This window comes from Vibrio methylphosphonaticus (assembly GCF_023634655.1).
Classification (GTDB): domain Bacteria; phylum Pseudomonadota; class Gammaproteobacteria; order Enterobacterales; family Vibrionaceae; genus Vibrio; species Vibrio methylphosphonaticus.
Genome location: NZ_JAMKMS010000011.1, coordinates 58455 through 79385 on the forward strand (window position 1 = coordinate 58455; position 20931 = coordinate 79385).

19 protein-coding genes are annotated in these 20931 nt (G+C 44.2%); 4 read left to right on the forward strand and 15 right to left on the reverse strand.

Going from position 1 to position 20931, the window contains the following annotated elements; all coding sequences use genetic code 11:
• Positions 1-174 precede the first annotated feature (174 nt).
• The gene (locus M9196_RS14025) at positions 175-648 is read right to left on the reverse strand and encodes a MarR family winged helix-turn-helix transcriptional regulator (protein ID WP_250618151.1); all 474 of its coding nucleotides are present in this window, start codon (positions 646-648) and stop codon (positions 175-177) included.
• A 383-nt stretch (positions 649-1031) separates the two neighbouring features.
• Between M9196_RS14025 and M9196_RS14030 the strand changes: the two genes are divergently transcribed.
• A complete protein-coding gene (locus M9196_RS14030; RefSeq protein WP_250618243.1) occupies positions 1032-2624 on the forward strand; it encodes a BCCT family transporter in 1593 nt (530 codons plus the stop codon).
• 79 nt (positions 2625-2703) lie between these two features.
• On the opposite strand, the gene M9196_RS14035 is transcribed toward M9196_RS14030, so the two are convergent.
• The 6 genes from M9196_RS14035 to M9196_RS14060 form a co-directional block, all read right to left on the reverse strand.
• Positions 2704-3339 (reverse strand): response regulator transcription factor, encoded by a 636-nt coding sequence (locus M9196_RS14035; RefSeq protein WP_250618152.1) that lies wholly within the window; start codon positions 3337-3339, stop codon positions 2704-2706.
• The gene (locus M9196_RS14040) at positions 3339-4688 is read right to left on the reverse strand and encodes a cache domain-containing protein (protein WP_250618153.1); all 1350 of its coding nucleotides are present in this window, start codon (positions 4686-4688) and stop codon (positions 3339-3341) included. The genes M9196_RS14035 and M9196_RS14040 overlap by 1 nt, the downstream gene beginning before the upstream one ends.
• Positions 4689-4795: 107 nt before the next feature.
• Positions 4796-6079 carry a TRAP transporter large permease gene (locus M9196_RS14045; protein WP_250618154.1) on the reverse strand — a complete coding sequence of 428 codons (1284 nt, stop codon included), beginning with the start codon at positions 6077-6079 and terminating at the stop codon, positions 4796-4798.
• Positions 6080-6090: 11 nt separating this feature from the next.
• Positions 6091-6645: a TRAP transporter small permease subunit gene (locus M9196_RS14050; RefSeq protein ID WP_250618155.1), complete on the reverse strand. Its 555-nt coding sequence runs from the start codon at positions 6643-6645 to the stop codon at positions 6091-6093.
• Between the two features lie 190 nt (positions 6646-6835).
• On the reverse strand, positions 6836-7930 hold the full coding sequence (locus M9196_RS14055; RefSeq protein ID WP_250618156.1) for a TRAP transporter substrate-binding protein: 1095 nt from the start codon (positions 7928-7930) through the stop codon (positions 6836-6838).
• A gap of 503 nt (positions 7931-8433) precedes the next feature.
• Positions 8434-8847, reverse strand: coding sequence for a MarR family transcriptional regulator (locus M9196_RS14060; protein ID WP_250618157.1), 414 nt, complete (start codon positions 8845-8847; stop codon positions 8434-8436).
• Positions 8848-9076: 229 nt separating this feature from the next.
• Between M9196_RS14060 and M9196_RS14065 the strand changes: the two genes are divergently transcribed.
• Entirely contained in the window at positions 9077-9754 is a 678-nt protein-coding gene (locus tag M9196_RS14065; protein ID WP_250618158.1) for a DUF2982 domain-containing protein, read from the forward strand.
• A 49-nt stretch (positions 9755-9803) separates the two neighbouring features.
• Here the strand turns inward: M9196_RS14065 and M9196_RS14070 are convergent, their stop codons facing one another.
• The 8 genes from M9196_RS14070 to M9196_RS14105 form a co-directional block, all read right to left on the reverse strand.
• Positions 9804-10457 carry an MBL fold metallo-hydrolase gene (locus M9196_RS14070; protein WP_250618159.1) on the reverse strand — a complete coding sequence of 218 codons (654 nt, stop codon included), beginning with the start codon at positions 10455-10457 and terminating at the stop codon, positions 9804-9806.
• Positions 10458-10535: 78 nt separating this feature from the next.
• Positions 10536-12197 carry a L,D-transpeptidase family protein gene (locus M9196_RS14075; protein ID WP_250618160.1) on the reverse strand — a complete coding sequence of 554 codons (1662 nt, stop codon included), beginning with the start codon at positions 12195-12197 and terminating at the stop codon, positions 10536-10538.
• Between the two features lie 88 nt (positions 12198-12285).
• Positions 12286-13389 (reverse strand): DUF1513 domain-containing protein, encoded by a 1104-nt coding sequence (locus M9196_RS14080; protein WP_250618161.1) that lies wholly within the window; start codon positions 13387-13389, stop codon positions 12286-12288.
• Entirely contained in the window at positions 13370-14437 is a 1068-nt protein-coding gene (locus M9196_RS14085) for an imelysin family protein (RefSeq protein ID WP_250618162.1), read from the reverse strand. The genes M9196_RS14080 and M9196_RS14085 overlap by 20 nt, the downstream gene beginning before the upstream one ends.
• A gap of 9 nt (positions 14438-14446) precedes the next feature.
• Positions 14447-15910: a di-heme oxidoreductase family protein gene (locus M9196_RS14090; RefSeq protein ID WP_250618163.1), complete on the reverse strand. Its 1464-nt coding sequence runs from the start codon at positions 15908-15910 to the stop codon at positions 14447-14449.
• An 87-nt stretch (positions 15911-15997) separates the two neighbouring features.
• Positions 15998-17257 (reverse strand): imelysin family protein, encoded by a 1260-nt coding sequence (locus M9196_RS14095; RefSeq protein ID WP_250618164.1) that lies wholly within the window; start codon positions 17255-17257, stop codon positions 15998-16000.
• A 158-nt stretch (positions 17258-17415) separates the two neighbouring features.
• Positions 17416-18012: a GTP cyclohydrolase II gene (locus tag M9196_RS14100; RefSeq protein WP_250618165.1), complete on the reverse strand. Its 597-nt coding sequence runs from the start codon at positions 18010-18012 to the stop codon at positions 17416-17418.
• 306 nt (positions 18013-18318) lie between these two features.
• The gene (locus M9196_RS14105) at positions 18319-18492 is read right to left on the reverse strand and encodes a hypothetical protein (protein WP_250618166.1); all 174 of its coding nucleotides are present in this window, start codon (positions 18490-18492) and stop codon (positions 18319-18321) included.
• A gap of 226 nt (positions 18493-18718) precedes the next feature.
• On the opposite strand from M9196_RS14105, the gene M9196_RS14110 reads away from it, so the two are divergent.
• Both M9196_RS14110 and dbpA read left to right on the forward strand, forming a co-directional pair.
• Positions 18719-19195: a WbuC family cupin fold metalloprotein gene (locus M9196_RS14110; RefSeq protein WP_250618167.1), complete on the forward strand. Its 477-nt coding sequence runs from the start codon at positions 18719-18721 to the stop codon at positions 19193-19195.
• A 294-nt stretch (positions 19196-19489) separates the two neighbouring features.
• Complete coding sequence (gene dbpA, locus M9196_RS14115) at positions 19490-20866, forward strand: ATP-dependent RNA helicase DbpA (RefSeq protein ID WP_250618168.1); 1377 nt, start codon at positions 19490-19492, stop codon at positions 20864-20866.
• Positions 20867-20931 lie beyond the last annotated feature (65 nt).

A 20931-nucleotide genomic window follows, 5' to 3' on the forward strand; every position in this document is an offset into this window, starting at 1 on the left:
TCTTTGCCATTAGCCCGCCATCCATCGCCGACTAAGGCAAAGTATAGACTATTTAGATGTCAAATAATTAAGACTAAAACCACCTCTATTTGTCTCTGTCTTACGAGCAAAAAAAAGCCCACAGTACTTTCCAGTAACATGGGCTTAGGCGTTATTGTCCGTAAATAAATGACGTTAGTTTTTCGCTATCGCATCTATTTGTAATACTGGCGCGGCATCGATACCTTCCGCATTCATCATCGATGAAATTCTTTGGATAGAAGATAGCAATAAGGTTTGTTCCCACGCCTCAAGACTTTGAAACTTCTGCACAAAGCTATCTTGGAGTGGCAAAGGCGCGCTATCTAACACTTCGGTACCTTTTTCGGTTAAAACCGCATGAACTTTTCGCTTGTCTTGATGACTTCGTTCACGCCTTACATAATCGTTTAGCTCAAGTCGGTCGATAATCGTCGTCGCTGTCGCCTGACTAACATTGGTATAATTCGATAACTCACGAATGGTTACATTCCCTTTTTCCCTGATTGCCTTCATCAGCACCAGTTGCGGTCCAGTGAGTCCGCACTCTTTTTTCAATTTTTTCGAATGCAAATCGATGGCTCTTATTACTTGGCGTATCGCCACGAGCACTTCTTCGTGTTTTTCCAATTCTTTAATTCCAAATTAGCGATTATCCGTTGATCCCTGCGTTTTAACACATTCATATCAATGATGCATCTCAATCACACCTATAAACCGATCGCGACCACCATTAACTCATTACTAGTGTTTAAAAAGTGCGCTCACACACTCATTTCATAATGAGCTGCAACCCTTGGTCGCATTTAAGTTTATTGCGTTTATTTTACCGATAAAAGCTCAGAAAAAACAGCCCACTTCATTAGAGCTAAAACAATTAGTGCTCTATACAGTTTGTCTACTAAAAATAGTTCAAAATGCGAGCAAAACAATGAATATCTTCCCTTTAATAATTACTTTTGTTAGTATTCGCCCGAATTTTAGTTAGAGCTCTAAGTAGTATCAGAGGAATGATGAATAATACTAAGGACAAGTATAGTATTGAAAATACTGACTATACTGTTGGACAAGATAACGTCCAAAAATGGGGATTTGATGTTCACAACCCTGTCTTCGGCACCAGCGCAGCACTTATCGTACTGTTTCTCGTCGCCCTTCTCGTCGTAGACCCAGCCACCGCCAAAGCCACTCTTGATGGCGCTAAATGGCAAATCATTGGCGCATTTGACAGCTTATTTATGTGGGCGGGTAATATCTTTGTGATTTTCTGCCTTGGCCTCGTTTTGTCTCCTTACGGAAAAATCCGTATTGGTGGTGCAACGGCCAAGCCTGATCACTCAACCCTATCTTGGATCGCTATGCTGTTTGCTGGCGGTATGGGTATTGGTTTGATGTTTTGGGGGGTGGCTGAACCCGTTGCTTACTTCACTGGTTGGTATGAAACACCGCTTGGTGTTGAAGCTTATACCGAAGAAGCGCGTAAAGTGGCACTCGGCGCGACAATGTTCCACTGGGGTATTCACCCATGGTCCATGTACGCGGTTGTTGCCCTCTCGATGGCATTCTTTGCCTTTAATAAAGGTTTGCCACTTTCAATGCGTTCTGTGTTCTATCCATTGCTTGGTGATAGAACGTGGGGATGGTTTGGTCATGTTATTGACGTCCTCGCTGTTTTGGCCACCCTATTTGGTCTAGCGACTTCCTTAGGTCTTGGTGCACAACAGGCAGCGAGCGGTATTGGGCATGTATTTGGGTTTGAATCTGGCACATCGTTACAACTGGTCGTGATCGCCTTTGTGACGGCGTTAGCTATTTTTTCTGTCGTACGTGGTATTGATGGGGGTGTCAAGCTACTGAGTAACACCAACATCCTTGTTGCGTTCGTATTGTTGATGGTTGTGATTGTGGTATCCATTGCCACCTTCTTTGGTTCACTTGGTACGACTATTGTTGGCTACGTTGAGAATATCATCCCTTTAAGTAACCCTCATGGCCGTGAAGACGAAGCGTGGATGCATGGTTGGACCGTATTCTACTGGGCGTGGTGGATCTCATGGTCCCCATGTGTTGGCATGTTCATTGCGCGCGTTTCTAAAGGACGTACCGTACGTGAATTCCTGACAGCAGTGATCGTTATTCCGACCACCATCACTCTATTTTGGATGGCGGCGTTTGGTGGTATGGCGATCGACCAAGTAATCAACCAAGTTGGTGAGCTTGGCCAAAATGGCCTGACCGATCTAACGCTATCACTGTTCTATGCATACGAAGCGCTACCAATGAGTACCCTTCTATCGGTTATCTCTATCATCTTGATTATGGTGTTCTTCATTACGTCATCGGATTCAGCTTCGTTGGTGATCGACAGCATCACTGCGGGCGGTAAAGTGGATGCACCGGTACCACAGCGTGTGTTCTGGGCAACCATTGAAGGTGCTATTGCGGCGGTGTTGTTATGGGTTGGTGGTACAGAGGCGATTCAAGCGCTACAAGCTGGTGCAATCTCTACCGCGTTACCATTTACCATTATCCTGCTCGTGATGTGTGTGAGCCTATTAAAAGGTATGCGTACCGAGCTGCAAGTGCATCAACATAGCTACGCGTAACGCTATAACGTTCAAAACACTTAAAGACCCGCTTTTGCGGGTCTTTTTTTTATCCAATATCTTCGTTAGCATCAAGCCGTTACCCCAAACCATGTTCCAATGCGTACTTTGCCAGTTCAGCTGTTGAGTGTAAGTCCAGCTTATGTTTAATGTTCTGCCGATGAGTTTCTACCGTGCGATAAGAAATATTGAGCATCTGCGCTATTTTCTTACTGCTGCTTCCCTGTGCGACTAACTTCAACACTGACTCTTCTCGGCGACTCAAAGGGTTAGTTTTGCTCTGCGTTGGTGACACCTCTTGGGAGAATAACGTTTGCGTGACGGACTCACAGAAATACGTCGAACCTTGTTTAACGGTTTTGATGGCTTGAACCATTTTTTCTGCAGAGATTTCCTTTAACATGTAACCCACAGCGCCGGCCTGCATCACTTTCATTATGTACTCACGATTGTCATGCATCGTCAGCATGAGCACCTTAGTTTCCGGACGCTCTTCTTTGAGTAATTGTGTCGCTTCTATGCCGTTCATAATAGGCATGCTCACGTCCATTAGTACCACGTCAGGCTGACAAGCTTTGACTACATCCACCGCTTCTAGCCCGTTACTTGCCGTGGCAATCACCTCGATATCAGGCTCTCGCTCAAGCCGAGCGATGAAACCTTCCAAAACCACTTGATGATCATCCACAATCACCACTTTGATCGGTTCATCCATTATTCCGTTCCTTCTAGCTTGAGCAAGACTGTTATTTCAGTACCGGACCCATAATCACTCAATAATTCAAACTCGCCGCCAATAAACTCAACACGCTCTCTCATGTTACGCAAACCAATTCCACGCGTTGCCAATGCATTGGTGACATCAAAACCAATACCATCATCACGAACCATTAACTGCAACACATTACCAAACTGTTTCAGAAAAACAGTAACTTGCGTCGCATTCGCATGTTTTTCTATGTTATTTAATGATTCTTGCACCACGCGATACAAGGTTGTTGCCACCTCTGATTTAAGTTTAGATGCTTGTGTATCAAGCACCAGTTCTGTGTTGGCGTGAGAATAGGTTTTAAAATCTTGCAGCAAACTCGAAATCGCCGCTTCCAGCCCGATATCATCGAGTGCGCTTGGACGAAGATGATGCGAGATTCGCCTCACTTCAATGATGGCCTCTGACAACGAAGATTGGGACTGACTCAAATGCCCGATGGATCGAGCATCAATATACTTAGTATCCATCAACTCTAGATGGCACTTACTCGAAGCCAACAATTGGTTTACCCCATCATGTAGTTCTCTGGCAAGATGCTTTCTTTCGTCTTCTTGAAACATCACCGTTTTATGAGCCAATTCTTTTAAGTTCTTATCGGCTAATTTATGCTCATGCCAGTTCACGGCCAGCGTGAGCACAATAATGACAGCTACTGTGACAGTAAAAATCGTCACAATAGAAAACATTGTGGTTTCTATATTGTTATCAATCGCGGCTCGAAGTACCGCGACTTCCCTTGCCACGTCCTCAATATAAAGCCCCGTGCCAATCATCCATTCCCATTTATCTAACCAAGCCGCGTAACTCAGCTTAGTCACCGTTTCACCAGTAGATGGCTTTTGCCACAAATACTGATGAAAGCCACCACCAGCCTGAGCTTGAAACAACAGTGTCTCAATTAGATAGTTTCCGTCTTGGTCTTGTAACTTGAGTAAGTTCCTGCCCACCAATTCTGGTTGTATTGGATGTACGAGGTTAGTCCCGGCTTTGTCATAAGCAAAAAAATAGCCATCGGTTCCATAGCGTAACCGGTCGAGAATTTGCCGGACCTGAGCTTTTGCTTCGGATTCAGACAGATCAGGGTCATTGTAAGCGTATTCGATAGCATCAAAAGCTAGTTCAACGCTATCTTTCAGCGCCGATTCTTTAGATCGAATTAAGCTTTCCCGGAAAATCTCGATTTCTTTTTCGCCAAAGGATTTGGCTTGATGGAGGGCAATCCAACTCACGCTAGCCGTCAATATCACTAACGGCAGCAACGTCAATAAGATCAGTTTTGCTTTGAGTGGCATAGAAGTCCCTTCTAACTGCAGCCGCCGATAAAGGCAATGCATCCCGAAAGACACATTACCACGGCGGTCAAATAAATGAACTTCCTTACGCCACAACGGTAATTAGATCACATTCCATAGAAGGATGGGAAGACTAACAGTGACGCTAACACGAGGATTTGAATAGCAATAAACGGCATAACACCACGGTATATATCTCGAGTCGTCACGCCATTCGGCGCTACCCCTTTCAAGTAGAACAAGCTAAAGCCAAATGGCGGTGTTAAGAACGAGGTTTGTAAATTCATGGCTACAAGGATAGCGAACCAGGTCATATTGATGCCCATGATCTCAGCAACGGGTGCGATCATAGGAACAATGATGAAACAAATTTCCACAAAGTCGATGAAGAAGCCTAGAATCAAAATCACCAACATAGTGATAATAAGGAAGCCCCATTTCTCACCGGGTATCTCTAGCATCCACTCTTCCACCAGCATATCGCCACCGGTATAGGTAAACGCCATTGAGAATGCCGTCGCACCCAACAGAATCGCAAAGACCATCGCGGTCACTTTCACCGTTTCTTTTGACGCTTCATAAAGCATACGGAAGTTAAATTGGCCATAGGCAAGAGACAGTAAAATTGCGCCAGCGCCCCCTAGAGCAGCCGACTCTGTAGGCGTTGCGACCCCTGCAAATATTGACCCAAGAACAATGACAATCAATGCCAGTGGCGGCACGATCGCTTTCAACGCCGTCTTTACTTCTTGAGAACGAGAAATGGACTCATCTCTAGGAATAGGCTGCGCCGCTTCTGGATTAAGTTTTGCATAAATCAGGATATATAAAACATAGGCACCCACCAAGACTAATCCCGGCCAAATTGCCGCTTGAAATAAATCACCGACAGGGACACCTAATACATCCCCAAGAAGGATCAATACAATCGAAGGTGGAATGATTTGCCCCAATGTACCAGACGCACAAATGGTGCCACACGCTAGTCCTTTGTCATAGTTGTACTTCAGCATTACAGGTAGCGAGATAAGCCCCATCGCCACAACCGATGCACCTACCACACCTGTCGACGCGGCTAACAATGCTCCAACTAATACCGTTGAAATAGCAATACCACCGCGTACACCACCAAACAGACGCCCCATTGATTCAAGCAGTTGCTCTGCCAACTTGGTTTTTTGTAACACTAAGCCCATGAAGACAAATAACGGAACCGCCATCAAAACGGTATTTTCCATAATGGATTGGATTCGATATGGCATGAAAGCGAACATTTCGATGCCTTCTGCCCATACCCCAAATATCAGCGCGATGCCTCCAAATGTGAAGGCGACAGGAAAACCTAACAGCAGCGCAAACAGCGCTACAAAAAACATGACTATGCCGATCATAGAAACAATCCTTATTCTTTAGAGTCGGTTGAATTGGCGTATATCAAATGAGGGTTAATCAGCTTATTCAGAGAATGGAGCACGAGTCCTACTCCACTGATCGCCATGAAGAAGAACGAAAGCGGGATCATGGCTTTAATTACCCAACGATACGGCAAGCCTCCTGGATCCCCGGATGTTTCGCCCAGTGCGAAGCTTTCTTTGGCGAAATCAATACCAAACCATGCCACTAACAAACAGAATGGGAAAAGAAACACGAACGTACCGATCAAATCGATAATAGCGCGCGCTTTTACCGACAGTCGCTCGTAAAATACGTCGACCCTCACGTGACCACCTGCTTTAATCGCGTAGGGAACGCCAAGTAAAAATACCGCTGAAAATAGATGCCATTCCATCTCTTGAAAGGCAATCGACACGTCATTAAATACATAACGCATCACCACGTCATAGACGACGTTGGCAAGTAGTAATAAAAACAAAAGACTCGACACTACTCCCAGCACGTCGCTGACTTTGTTAAACAGTCTCTCTATATAAATTAGGCTTCGCATACCAGACTCCATCCCGCGACTCATATAGTTTTATTTATGTGCAGAGTGCGTAAAGATTCAAAAATAGAACATCGTAAAATAAAGTGTGATAACGAACGCTCTGTGAGCATCTCGCCACCCCTCTTTATAAAAGTAATTAGGTGTAATTTGAATTCAGTAACAACCGAAAAAGGAAGTGGCGCTAAGCGCCACTTCAGAGCTATTAATCATCAAATTTATTGAGGTAAGCTTTCGTCGCAATATCCGTCCATGAACGAACCTGCTCAAGATAAGCAGCTTGAGACATTTGAATCTCTTTCGCTGTTGCATCTTTTTCAGCATGCTCTTTTAGCAATTTATCATTCGCATCACGCAACGCATCGATAACTTCGCGTGGGAAATCCTTCACTTTAATATCCGGATAATCCGATTGGATTGTCGCCCAGTTTTTACCACTTTCATGGGTAGACTGAATATACATATCGTACGCGGCGGTTTTCATTGCGATTTGTAAGATAGCTTTCAGGTCATCGGGTAACTTATTCCATGTGCGTTTATTAACAAGAAACTGAAGTTCTGTTGCAGGCTCATGCCAACCTGTGTAGTAGTATGGCGCGATTTTGTGGAAGCCCATACGAAGATCTAGAGAAGGTCCGACCCATTCAAGAGCATCGATTGTGCGTCGCTCTAGAGAGGTGTATAGCTCACCCGATGCGATATTCGTTGGTTTTGCACCGACTTCAGCCAGAATTTCACCTGCGAAGCCTGGAATACGCATCTTCAAGCCTTGTAGATCTTCAACGCTGTTAATTTCTTTTTGAAACCATCCACCCATCTGTACGTCGGTATTACCACCCGGGAATGACATCATGTTATGCGGCGAGTAAACTTTTTCCATCAACTCCATACCACCACCATGATAAAACCACGCGTATTGTTCTGGCGCCGTCATACCAAAAGGCATCGTTGTGAAATACAGTGTGTTCGGTACTTTTCCTTTCCAGTAGTAAGATGCTGAGTGACCCATATCGTATTGGCCAGACTTTACCATATCAAAAACACCGAAAGGCGCTTTATGTTTGTTTGACGAGTCGATACGAATTTGCAGTCGACCATTCGACATCTCTTCGGCCATCTTCGCCATATTTTTTGTGGCATCACCAAAGATTGGGAAATTAGGCCCCCATGTCTCAGCAAGCTTAAGGCGGTATACTTTATCTGCTGCCGTTGCCGTTGTTGCAACAAAGGCTAAGCACGTCGCCGCAACAATGGCGGTGCTTTTTAGCGCGCGAGTGACTGATTTCTTGATTAGACTCATTTTCAGTTCCTTGAGTAGTTTCTTATATGGAGTGACATCCGAACACTCCAAGTTTCACGTTCAAGGTAACTATGAATCTAATTATCAATATCTTGTATTCGTGCGACCACGCATTTTCAATATCTCAAGTCCGTAAGTTCGACCTTGGTATTACGTAGTACTACGTACTACAGTCGATATCAATTTTAAATATCAGCAATATTTCAATTACTTAAAAAATTCAGTTTATTTTTATAACTAGCAATTACGTACGTATTTACCCTTGCTGTAAATTACAGAAATGCTACGTAACTCACAACAAACGCTAACAAGGCACTCTAGAAAAGATCCTTGATAGGCAATAAATATCATAGTTGGAGTGGGGTCTAAAGCAGGCAGAAGGTCAGGTCCAGAAAATAGCATTCTGTTTAGGTGTAGCGGTCAAATAGCAGATAGGTGCTGACAAAGTAAGATCAAAAAAGCCCCTGAACAGGGGCCTTTTTGACATTGAATAAAGTGAGGCATTACTGCGCTTTGTAGATCACTTTATTACCAGCAAGCTGCTCTTTCGCAACTAAGCCTTCTTCTAGTAACTTCTTAAGAGCACCTGTGGCCCAAGATGCTGCTTTAGCGTCTTCTTGGCCAGCTTCTTGGCCAATCCCTTTAGGATTAATACCATCGGCGTGCTTAACAACAATATCTAATACTTGCTGCTGCTTAGGAGTTAATGCTACTTCCACTTTTTTTGTCGCAGTTGCTTTTTCAGCAACCGGTGCATTTTTAGCTACCGGCGCTTGGTTAACTACAGCTTCTTTTGTTACAGATGCTTTTGCTACAACAGGTTTTTCAGTTTTTGTTGCAGCTGCTGTATTCGCAACTACCGCTTTAATGCGCTTTTGCAATTTTGATTGCACTTTGCGCTTATGAGCAAGTTTCATTGAGTTTTCTCTCCATTTCACTGCGCTGTAAGCAGTGGTCAAAATTTGAAGCGCGTTTTATACCAAAATTTTGACAGCTTTTGTAGAGGCATGACACAAAGCGTCACGAAAAATGCCGACTTTCAACGTTTATGACTATTATTTAAACAACAACACTAACATTTCGAGGTCATCGTATAACATGATACCGAGGACCTGTTTTTACGATTAAGGATGTTATTTGTAATATATGGACACTATCCACATTAGTAATCACCATTATTCTTGGCACTCTCCCATTTTGCGTAAAAGTGCGGCTATCGCAACGCTGGTAGGACTCGCTATTGTACTTTTTTCACCGAATTGGCAACTGTCACTTCTTGTGGTTATTTTGCTTACCATCGCGCTAACCTTCACCTATTACACCTTAGTGAAAAGCCGAGTCACCTTTACTTTAACCGCAACCCATATTCAACAGCACATGTTTAAAGGTGGCTGGGCGCTTCGGTGGAGTGACATCGAGCGCATTGGCACTTGCAGTCACCATCAAAATGGCTGGCATACCCCGCTTCCTTGGATTGGTTTACGGATCAACAATTATCAAGCTTACCTCAATGCTATTTGCCCACGCATCGCGACGGACTTATTGCTTAGTCAGCGTGCTCTACTTTATCTTGGCATGCAGCAAACTACCCCACATGCTACCTTCGAGGACATTGTGTTAGATTCCACCGCATTTATAGATGCCGATGGCTCAGAATATCATGGGCTTATGGCAATGCTTGCCAATCGTATGAAGTATCAACGAGAATTCTTCGGCTATGATATTTTTATTTCAGAAGCGGATTTAGACAGAAATGGGGAGGCATTTGTAGGACTGACCCGCCGCTATTTAGCAGCAGCGGATCGTGACATGTTAAAGCCGTAATCATGTTATGTTACTAGGTTAAATTAGCTTAGCGCTTAGTTAAATTAGCTTAGTAAAGAGGCATCTCATCAGCAACAAAGGGGTTTGACACCCTTTCATGCCCAAACGTAGACTCTGGTCCATGTCCAGGAACAAACGAAACATCATTGCCCAAAGGCCATAGCTTACCTTTGATCGACTGGATCAACGTTTCATAGTTACCTTGAGGGAAGTCCGTTCGACCAATGCCACCTTTGAACAGCACATCGCCAACAAACGCTTGTTTCGCATCACTATTAAACAGGACAACGTGACCTGGAGTATGACCCGGGGTGTGAATGACGTTTAAAGTCTGATTACCAAACGTGACCACATCTCCGTCATCAAGCCACTGATTCGGTTCAAAAGCTTTCGTCAACGGGAAACCAAACATTTGACTCTGATTTTCTAAACCTTGTAACCAGAACTGATCGGCTTTATGTGGGCCAACAATCTCTACACCCAGTGCTTTTGAAAGAGGCTCTGTTCCACCTACATGGTCAAGATGCCCATGGGTGAGCACTAATTTTTCTACTTGAACGCCAAGCTCTTTTATCAGAACTTGTAGCTGTTCAATGTCTCCGCCTGGGTCAATCAACACACCTTTCATGGTTTCATCACACCAAACAATTGAACAATTTTGTGCAAAAGACGTCACGGGCACGATTTGATACTTAAGACTCATCAGAAATCCTACTATTCAAAAAAAGTAGCGAGACTATGACATTGTCTATAAGCGATGACAAGTCAGATAAAGCCCTCTCTAGTTTTTAATCGAAGCCGTTTCAGTCACACTTCCTCTTCTATTATCATACTGGTAAACATCGGCCCGAAAATGCGCTTTACCATCTTCAAGCCACGCCGTTTGATAGATAATATGGACAGGAATTCTGGTTTTAAATGAAATGGCTTTGTTTGCTCGGTAGGTCGATAAATCGTCAAGCAATTTTCCCTGATGTTCTAGTAACACCTGGGCAAACTTATCAGCATGTTCAACTCGAACACATCCCGAACTGTAAGCTCGGCTGCTTTCATTAAACAGCTGTTTTCCTGGAGTATCGTGCAGAAAGATTGCCCGCTCATTGGGTGTATTAAACTTATACTGCCCGAGTGCGTTTGACACACCGGCTTGTTGCCTCATCCTATAAGGGAACTGCTTAGGCTGAACTTCTTTCCAATTTATCATTGTTGGATCGACCGTCACTCTATTATGCCAACCTTCTAGAATTTCGATACGTTGTGAGAACAGATATGTTGGGTCGTTTTTAACTTTAGGAATGATGTCTTTTACCATTATTTTCCACGGTACGTTCCATGTCGGGTTAACGATCAATGAATCCATTTTAGTTTCAAATATCGGGGTTTGGCGCGTCAGCCGCCCGACAATGACTCTCGATTCAAAACGCGCTTCGCCTTCACCCCAATATTTGAGTTCAAAGCTCGGTACATTAACCAAAATGATATGTTCACGCTGTTGAGGCCAAAGTCGTGATCGTTCAGCATTTAGCGCTAATACTCTTAACTTTTCCTGTGCGGGTTTATTTAACCAAAGCAATGTGTTGGGGCCAATTATTCCGTCATCTTCTAGACCATAGAGCCTTTGAAATTCCTTGATGGCGTACTCTAACGATTGGTCAAATAGGCTATCCTTTCTGACTTCAACATACAGTTCAGAATCTGCAAGGCGATCTAACAAATGCATGTAGGATTCAGGCTCAAGTTTATCGCCTTTTCTGGTTAACCCAGCTTGTTCGTAGGTCGTCAATTCAACTTGAGATTTGGCTACTAAATCAATGTACGCATTTTCAAACCCTGTTTGTTGCAGCATAGGTGGGGATATTGAGAGCAAGTAATCTGCTAATGTGTCGTCCTCTATGGCAAGCAGAAGTTGATGCACTTCAGTCGCCGATGGCCTTGGCAGGACATCAATGAGATTATCAGAAAAATACCACTGTTTCCCCAACTCTGGCACGGCGGCAGCATAACTAATATAGAGTAATAATGTATCGGTTGCGGCTCGATCATAGTCTGCAAAATCGTCGGACTGATACAAAGACTGCATACGATTGACTCGGCGTTCAAATAAGGGGCTAAATCCGGCTAGTTTCAACATCTCTAGTTGCAGATTTAATTGTGCATTGAGCTCATTATTAGACCAAATGTTGTGACGACCGGTTTCGCTATAAACATAATCAACCAACGAAGCATACAGTAAATCTTCCGCACCCGACTGCTTTGGTATAGATGAAGATAGCACAGGGGCAGATAGCGCAATGCGCTGATCATAATAGGCAGCCTGTTCGTCAACCGCGAACGCGGAAAGCGTTTCCCTTTCGTTGATGACTTGATCGGGCGTCGCCCACACTGGCACCGCGAGTGAGCACGCCACCCCTGCCGTCACCATGGTAATTAACTGTTTTGACATCTAGCCACTCCCTCTTTCTAGAGTTTAAGTATGGCAGATCTCAACGCATCAACATGACTAATTCACCAGCAAATATCATCCGTCTCACTTATGTGATCATCTGCCAGTGGTTATCCCATTGTATCGGTGAGGGCATCATTTTCACGGTCAAATCTGAGGATATTTTCACCACTTTCCCCGCACCTGAACTAATAAAAAATTGATCGTCTTTAACCACAACTCCTGACGCATCTGGTAGCACATTGATTTGTAATAAGTTCCGTGTCTCTTTATCCCAAATCCCATAGCAATTGCCTCTCGGGGAAGTGGCGACAATATGCTGTTTAGTGGCGGCAATGCTGGCGACATAGTGATTAAATCGAGCCCAGTCCTCGGGATCTCCACCTAATTCTTGCATTGGTTGCCCTCGCTTGTGCAGTGCCACAAGCGGGACATATGAATCGGCTTCGCCGCGATATTGCTGCCCTGTCAGCACTACTTCATCACCATCGTGGGCTAGATGACGAATACTTTTTCGATGATCCGCTAGAGTCACCTGCTCTAACAACTCACCGCTCGCACTTAGGTACGCCAAGCTCGGCTTCATCGTGGTTAAGTTTAGCGGCGTACGTCCATCCGTATGCACCCCGCCTACCCCAACAACTAAAGTGCCATTCTCCATCACAATGATTTCATGTGGCCCCAAGCCAAATCCTGTGAATTCCTCGACTTTTTTATAACCTTGCTGCGTATCATATACGCCAATAATACCGCGGCTAGATGAACGTTCTCCTTCTGTTGCATACAGCCAGCGACCATCAGAGGAAAACACACCATGACCATAATAATGGCGTTGTTTGGATGCTAAGAGCAGAGACTCCATTCGGCCTGTTTGGACGTTAAATATCATCGCGTAAGTGCCTGGTCTTCGACCAAACATGACAGCCAGCGGTTGATGAGGATGAATAGCCACACCGTGTCCTCGACCCGGCAGTGGTAATTGATGTACAGGATCGCTGCCATTTGCCGCAATGACGACATCAAATTCCCCATTTTGACGAATTGAACCACCAATCAACCGAGGAGCAGGGCCTTTCTTTACACCTAGAGGGCTTGCTGTACTGCAACCTACTAACCAGGTAGGGGCAATGACACCCATCGCACCTACCCGCATTAGGTTTCTCTTGGTAATATCAATCGCCATCAGTTGCATTGAACCCTATTACTACACCCAACTTGATCGCCGCCTCTTCACTCATTAAATATCTAAGCTGCTCAAGTTTGTTATATTGGCTAAGCACCATACGGTAACCCTCTTTGCTTTGCAGTAACTCAAAAAGGCTCCTGGACTCAGGCCAAGTCTCCAAGATGAACCTAAACTGACGTTCAATACTCATTGCCAACTCTGGTGAGCCAGATTCACGGAGTATCGCATCAAGTCCTTGCCCATTTGCCAAATACAGCGCCTGCAATGCTTCTACATTGGATCGGAGATGCAGCATTGATGTTTGAGAGCGCCAAGATTCAGAAAAATACGGCTTCGCTGCGCCTATTTTAGCTAAAGGGCGTGACAACTTTTTCATGCTGTAATCCAACTGATTGGTCAGCAAGGCTAAATATTCAGCTGTCCACGCTTTGTCATCCAGTGCGCGCCAAGGGTTGGCTGACCATGCCTGCACGATCGTGTCCGAACGTTCCGTTAGAGCCCCTGTTACGGCGATAAGTAAAGAGCAGCTCGATGAAGGGTTAGTGTCCAAGTTAGAATTCGGATCAAATAATAGCCACTCTACGGCGCCTAATCCCTGTACCGTGACACTCTCATCTTTAATTGCTGCAACAGACCATTGGTCACGTTGACTTGCGGCCGTCATTTTTCGTCCAGTGGTGTTTTTTTTGTCTGGCCAAAACTGAATATTCCAGTTTTGTTCTAACGCTTGAGTCGGCCCTCTTTCTTGCCCCTGCAACCACATCCACTGCGCCATCCCTTGTTGCCAGGCATGTTCGACAGAAGCGATAGATTCGCCTTGTTGGCAGTATGCTTGAGATTGCTGATGTAAATGGCCCATAGCAAGGTTAAATTTAACCGCAGATTGGTGCTCACGTTCATAAACAGACTGACTGACGTGTTGCGTCTGTTCTGGTTGATAAGATTCAAGTTGAAACGAATCATGCACGTGTTCATCGCTTGTCGCCGCACAACCCACTAACATGGCTGAAAACATGACGGGCAATAGGCCTATCATCGATAGATTGTGATTCATCTCTCTTCCTTACAATGAGTTCAAAAATGCGAGTAGAGCTTTGCGCTCTTTGCTACTTAACGCCAATACATTTTGCTTTGTCGCTTCTGCTTCCCCGCCGTGCCACAGGATGGCTTCTGTTAAGTTTCTCGCTCGCCCATCATGAAGAAAGTAAGTATGGCCGTTTACTTCTTGGGTGTACCCAATCCCCCACAGCGGCGGCGTTCGCCACTCTTGACCTGTCGCAGCGTATTCTGGTCGATTATCCGCTAACCCTTCTCCCATATCATGCAGCAGCATATCGGTATAAGGATGGATCTTTTGTGCTGACAAAGCAGGTAAATCCGCTCGGGTTTCGGTTTGAATATTGGTTCGATGACAACTCTCACAGCCAACTTTCGTAAAGAGCTTTTGTCCTTCGATAACTTGCGGGTCCTGAATATTCCTGCGACTTGGAACGGCCAAATGTTGACTATAAAACTCGACAAAGTTTAATATTTTGTCGCTTACCTCTGGAACGCCTCCACTTACTCCTTCATGACACACATCTTGTTGTGGTGAACAATTTTCCGCAGGAAATAGCGTACTAGTTAGGCCAAGATCACCTTGAAATGCGGCGGCGTTTTGCTGCATTAAATTAGGCTGCCCAGCCTTCCAACCAAAACGGCCCAAAACCATTTCTTCTGTACGAGCATCAAGGACATAATTAGGTTTGCCTGAGATAAGCGAGTCTTCTTGAACCTGTTGTTCTGCGATGTCGAGAATTGTTGACTCTGGTATGGACTCCAATAGCCCAAGACCAATCATAGGAGGAGCAACTCGCGCAGACATCATGACGTCTGGGTGCATATCTCCATAAGCCAGCTCAATAATCTTTAAGTTTGGCTTGCGTAAAAGTACCGTCGTCCCATCATTAAATCGAACCGGAAACTCACTATATGTAATGCTTATTTGACCTTCCGGCGTCATATTAGGCAGAGCAAAATCTTGCAGCTGACCACCATATGTTGGCTCTGGAATTACCCCTGAACGCTTAATTTGCTCTTTCTGTGCTTCTGTTTCAGCGGGTATACTTAATCTTACTAGCATGGAAACCGCATGCTGATCGTTTGCCTCAGGCGGATGCCCTCTTCCATCTTTTATATGACAGTTTTGACACCCGTTTGTATTAAATAGTGGACCAAGCCCATCTCTTGCGTCGGTTGATGCGGGAGCTTGAACCCAAGGGTTTCGGAAAAAACTGTTTCCCACGCTAAAATCCAAGCGCTTACTCATCGGTAAGTTGGCGGCAGGAAGAGAAAACGCGTTCGCGCCTTGCTTATTAACGGTCGTTTTACCGCCAGAATATTTACTAATTGGTCGTTCTGCACTATTTGGTTGTTCTGCAGTAACTGGTTGTTCTACACTAACTGGTTGTTCCGCATGAACCGGTTGTTCCGCATAAGTAAAAAAGGACATGACGACTAAGGCGGCGGGCAATACTATTTTTAACATTCAACACTCACTCATATCTGATCAACAAAGGGGGTTCATCCCCCCTTTTTATTATTATGTGTTTAGCACTAACGAGCGCTTAATTGACTAAAAGTCATGGTCCGCTGTGTCAGGGTTTAGACTTGTGATTCCAATGATTCCAGCCGCACGCTCAATAGAACCTGTCTGAGCAACTAACGAGACGATTGTATCGTTGACCAATTTGTTACCTTGAGGATTATTTGAAGCGATAAGTTGATCAAAATGTTGATTATCATTCTCTGCTGAAGAGACAAGTTGACCCACTTGAGCACGAGTCACGTCGAATTGTTTTTGAATCTCTTTCGACGCTGCCTTGTCTTTTTGTGCGACAAGATCGGCGATGCTTGGACCAACAACTAAAGCCCCGTTGGTACGTACATACGTTCCGGTATACACGTTGTAGATACCTTGCTCATTATAGTAATGTGAGTTGTGAGTATTGTCTGAGAAGCAATCATGCTCATCTTCTGTCGAATTCGCTTCTAGTGCGACCTTCATACGCTCACCAGCCAATTCACCCAATGACAAAGAGCCCATACCAAACAACATTTTTCTCACACCATTAACTGGTTTATCAGCGAGTAGTGTTGAACGATAATTATTTTTTTCAGCATCAGACCATTGCTTTTCCATCCATGCCAAATCTTGAATCAACAACGTAGATACGGCCTGTAAATACTCTGCACGACGTTCACAATTACCATTGGTACAACCGTCGCCGACGACATAATCGGTATATGGACGCTCTCCAGCACCAGCATTGGTGCCGTTAAGATCTTGTCCCCACAACAGAAACTCAATAGCATGATAACCTGAAGCAACATTCGCTTCTGAGCCACCGACTTCATTTAAGTCAGCAATCAATGCTGGTGTTATCGTTTTAACATCAAGCGTCTTTGCGCCTATAGTTAGGCTCTCATTCGCAACAATATTGGCTTGAGCACCATCGTTACCTAATTCATATTGGTAGTCTGAGTTGACATAATCAATCAGACCTTCATCCAATGGCCAAGCATTTAGTTGCCCTTCCCAGTCATCTACGACGGCATTGCCAAATCGGAACACTTCCGTTTGTTGGTAAGGTACGCGAGACGCTATCCAAGCTTGTTTTACGTCAGACAAACCCTTTTCTGAGGGATTGGCTAAAAAAGTGTTAATAGAGGTGTCTAAAGATTGGGCCGTAATAAGGGCATCAGAAAAAACGGCGTGAGCTAGATCGGCGTAATGTTCGACGACTTGCTGTTCTGAAACTGCAGATAACGCAGTCGTTGAAGTCAGTACGAGAGAGGCAGCCACTGCACTCTTCACAAAAGTGGTTACATTCATTGAAGCATCCTTGTTGAGCATAATTATTATTGTGTAGTGCGAATTGTTATCATTAACACTATCAATGGGCAATAATACTTAGTTACAATTTATTTTCAATGACTAATACAAAAAAACCTCACTTTCGTGAGGTTTTTTAACAAATCCAAACCGCATGGTTAGAACTTCAAATTATGCTTACCATGAGAGACTTTAGCTTTTAGATAATTCTCGTTGCCGTCTTTTACGTGAGCATTGGTGTTCACTACTTCTTTAATAGTGATGCCGTGCTCTTGCAGTTCTCGAACTTTCTTTGGATTATTAGTGACCAATCTAATCGCATCCGTATTAAGCGCTTGTAACATTTGTGCTGCTTCAGAAAAGTCTCGTAAGTCATCACCAAACCCTAGGTGATTATTCGCTTCATAGGTGTTCATACCTTCAGATTGTAGCTTATAGGCATCAAGCTTATTATATAAACCAATACCTCGCCCTTCTTGGCGCAGATAAAGAATGATGCCGCCTTCAGCGCCCATTTTTTGTATGGTTTCTTCCAACTGCTCCCCACAATCACAACGAGATGAATGGAAGACATCGCCAGTTAAACATTCCGAGTGCATTCTCACCAAAGGGATATCTTGTTGCTGGTCAACACTCTTAAAGATCAGAGCAACGTGCTCTTTATCTGTACTAAGTCCACGAAAGGAAAGCATCTCAGCTTGGATGTCACTATTAAGTCCAACTTTTAATTCTATTCTGGCTCGTACTTCCGCCATAACTTCTCTCACTTGATTTTTAAGGCCAATATCAATGTCGTCTTAGCCAGTTCACACTGCACTCTACCCTTGACTATGGGGGTTGTTCACCGAGTTTTCAATGATAAGTTCACCACATAAGTTGTTATATTATAACAATTCATATTATCAGGACACTAAAAAACCCTAAGTGCTGCCACTTAGGGTTATAACATTGTCATCTATCGGCGAATCACGACGCTCTAATGAGCCGAGTTTTCGGCGCAGCTCACTGGCGTAAGTCGCGTTGCTGTCGCAGATACTTTTTTGAGGAGCCCCACACTAACTCTACGCCTGCTTTTGCTTCCAAACCGCAAGCTGAATCCAGACGTTTTCAAGCTCAGTTAACTCATCTTGAGTTAAGATAGAAAGGGTTTTAGAGCCATTGCTGGCTTTCGGTTCCTGATACGACTTAAGGTGAGCGTAAAAGTCCTTTTTTAACTGATTAATTGCTGCTTCCACTGCGTTATCCACCATCGTAACTGGTTAATCTATAATCATTATATTGATAATAACATCATCGCGTTTTCATACACTTTACGTCGAACAAATTGGAATCATAATCACATTTTTGAGCGACATATATTCAATCTGTTTAATTAGAAGTAAGGGGATATCAAATTTATTGCTGCACATTTTTTGCAAAGCTTTAGAATACATAAGATCGTTCACTTTACAGAGCCCAGCAATGTTAAAAATAATCAGTAATCAAGACTTTGATACGTTTTCAAACAACGCAAAACAAGCGCCTCGTCAACGCAGCCACCACAATTTACACGAACAATTAGACGCGAACGTGCAGCGCTTGTTCATATCAACAGAACCTGATACCTACATGCGACCACACCGCCATAGTGAATCCCATAAATGGGAATTGTTCTTGGTACTAAAAGGGCAACTTGATCTATTGATTTTTAACGATGATGGGCAGTTAACACAGCGTCACAGTCTTTCTCCTGACACGAACCGAGCTATTGAGATTCCACCAGGTACATGGCACGGCTACGCTTGTATGAGCGAGGGTACAGTTGGATTAGAAATAAAAGAAGGTGCTTACCTTCCAACGCAGCCACAAGATTTTGCCTCTTGGTCACCAGCAGAAGGCGAAGACGGCGCCGATGCTTATCGCGATTGGATGAGAACGGCTCAACCCATTTCCGAGTAATGTCACGCTAAAACAATGTCACGCTAAAACAACGTCAGTCAATATAGACCACTGTTGAATACCATTACAGAGACTTGTTTCAAACGAGTCTCTGTATGTTCCCATTATCGACCTTTCTACCGCATATCTACCATTGTATTTATTATCGGTGCTTTTACTGTCATTTCTCCCCCTAATATCGACGTTGGCTCGTACAAATTTCCCACTTCGACATGAACAAATTCACTTTCTTCTGGTATCCCACACAGATATGTTGATAATACCCCCTTGCCCGATGACCACTAAGGATCGCTCTTGAACAGTTCCACTTTCTCTACCCTAAATCTATCCCCTTCTTTATTAAGCAACTTAGAAGGACTTGGCTTTACTAACATGACAGAAATTCAAGCACAGTCGCTGCCTTTGATTCTTGATGGTAAAGACGTTATCGGTCAGGGAAAAACCGGTTCAGGTAAAACGGCGGCATTTGGTCTAGGGTTGCTCTCTAACCTACGCGTTAAACGCTTTCGCGTTCAATCACTCGTGCTGTGCCCTACGAGAGAACTCGCAGACCAAGTAGCAAAAGAAATTCGTAACCTTGCCCGCTCTATTCACAACATTAAGGTTCTGACTTTATGCGGTGGTACACCTATGGGTCCTCAGATCGGGTCACTTGAGCACGGCGCACACATCCTAGTCGGTACACCAGGTCGTATTCTTGATCACTTAGAAAGAGGTCGCATAGACCTAAGTGAATTGAATACACTCGTATTAGATGAAGCAGATAGAATGCTGGATATGGGCTTCCAAGACGCACTAGACGCGATCATTAGCGAAGTACCAAAAGAGCGCCAAACCTTGCTCTTTAGCGCGACGTTTCCAAAACAAATCGAGGCAATTGCTTCTCGTATCATGAATAAACCAGAAGTGGTTAAAGTTGAAAGCAAACATGACCACAGCAGCATTCAGCAGTTCTTCTACAAATTGGATTCACATGAAGACCGAGACAACGCACTAGAGAACTTACTACTGACTCACCAACCTGAGTCGGCCGTCGTATTCTGTAACACCAAAAAAGAAGTTCAAAACGTTGCTGATGAGCTTCATCACCGCGGCTTTAGCGTCATTGATCTTCATGGCGACTTAGAGCAAAAAGAACGCGACCGCGCATTGGTTCAGTTTGCGAACAAGAGTGTTACTGTCCTTGTAGCAACGGATGTTGCCGCTCGTGGACTCGATGTTGATAACCTAGATGCAGTGTTCAACTATGAGTTGTCACGCGATCCTGAAGTGCATGTTCACCGTATTGGTCGTACTGGCCGAGCTGGTAATAAAGGACTCGCGTTTAGCTTCTTTAGCAGCAATGAAATGCATCGTGTGGCTTTAATCGACGAATATTTGGATATGCCAATTGAGCCGAGTCAATTACCCGCACCATCATCAAATCAACCTTATCAGGCAAAAATGGTGACGATCCAAGTATCTGGTGGCAAAAAGCAGAAACTACGCCCAGGTGATATCCTTGGTGCGCTAACTGGCGACAAGACCATTCAAGGTAGTCAGATTGGTAAAATCAACATGTTCCCTATGGCGTCATTTGTTGCCGTTGAGAAAAAGATTGCTAAGAAAGCACACGGAAAAATTGAAAACGGCAAAATGAAAGGCCGTAGTTTTAGAGCACGTATCCTGTAACGTTGTTATCGCAGCTCAATAGCCGCGTCTCTTTTTCAGAAATACTAATACTATAGACACAAAAA

Bases quoted from the DNA above. Each gene is read 5' to 3' on its own strand.
- M9196_RS14040 (WP_250618153.1), bottom strand. From the start codon at position 4,688: ATGCCACTCAAAGCAAAACTGATCTTATTGACGTTGCTGCCGTTAGTG.
- M9196_RS14045 (WP_250618154.1), bottom strand. From the start codon at position 6,079: ATGATCGGCATAGTCATGTTTTTTGTAGCGCTGTTTGCGCTGCTGTTA.
- M9196_RS14080 (WP_250618161.1), bottom strand. From the start codon at position 13,389: ATGCAACTGATGGCGATTGATATTACCAAGAGAAACCTAATGCGGGTA.
- M9196_RS14065 (WP_250618158.1), top strand. From the start codon at position 9,077: ATGGACACTATCCACATTAGTAATCACCATTATTCTTGGCACTCTCCC.
- M9196_RS14060 (WP_250618157.1), bottom strand. From the start codon at position 8,847: ATGAAACTTGCTCATAAGCGCAAAGTGCAATCAAAATTGCAAAAGCGC.
- M9196_RS14050 (WP_250618155.1), bottom strand. From the start codon at position 6,645: ATGGAGTCTGGTATGCGAAGCCTAATTTATATAGAGAGACTGTTTAAC.
- M9196_RS14030 (WP_250618243.1), top strand. From the start codon at position 1,032: ATGAATAATACTAAGGACAAGTATAGTATTGAAAATACTGACTATACT.
- M9196_RS14085 (WP_250618162.1), bottom strand. From the start codon at position 14,437: ATGAATCACAATCTATCGATGATAGGCCTATTGCCCGTCATGTTTTCA.
- M9196_RS14035 (WP_250618152.1), bottom strand. From the start codon at position 3,339: ATGGATGAACCGATCAAAGTGGTGATTGTGGATGATCATCAAGTGGTT.
- M9196_RS14095 (WP_250618164.1), bottom strand. From the start codon at position 17,257: ATGAATGTAACCACTTTTGTGAAGAGTGCAGTGGCTGCCTCTCTCGTA.
- M9196_RS14110 (WP_250618167.1), top strand. From the start codon at position 18,719: ATGTTAAAAATAATCAGTAATCAAGACTTTGATACGTTTTCAAACAAC.
- M9196_RS14055 (WP_250618156.1), bottom strand. From the start codon at position 7,930: ATGAGTCTAATCAAGAAATCAGTCACTCGCGCGCTAAAAAGCACCGCC.
- M9196_RS14100 (WP_250618165.1), bottom strand. From the start codon at position 18,012: ATGGCGGAAGTACGAGCCAGAATAGAATTAAAAGTTGGACTTAATAGT.
- M9196_RS14075 (WP_250618160.1), bottom strand. From the start codon at position 12,197: ATGTCAAAACAGTTAATTACCATGGTGACGGCAGGGGTGGCGTGCTCA.
- M9196_RS14070 (WP_250618159.1), bottom strand. From the start codon at position 10,457: ATGAGTCTTAAGTATCAAATCGTGCCCGTGACGTCTTTTGCACAAAAT.
- M9196_RS14090 (WP_250618163.1), bottom strand. From the start codon at position 15,910: ATGTTAAAAATAGTATTGCCCGCCGCCTTAGTCGTCATGTCCTTTTTT.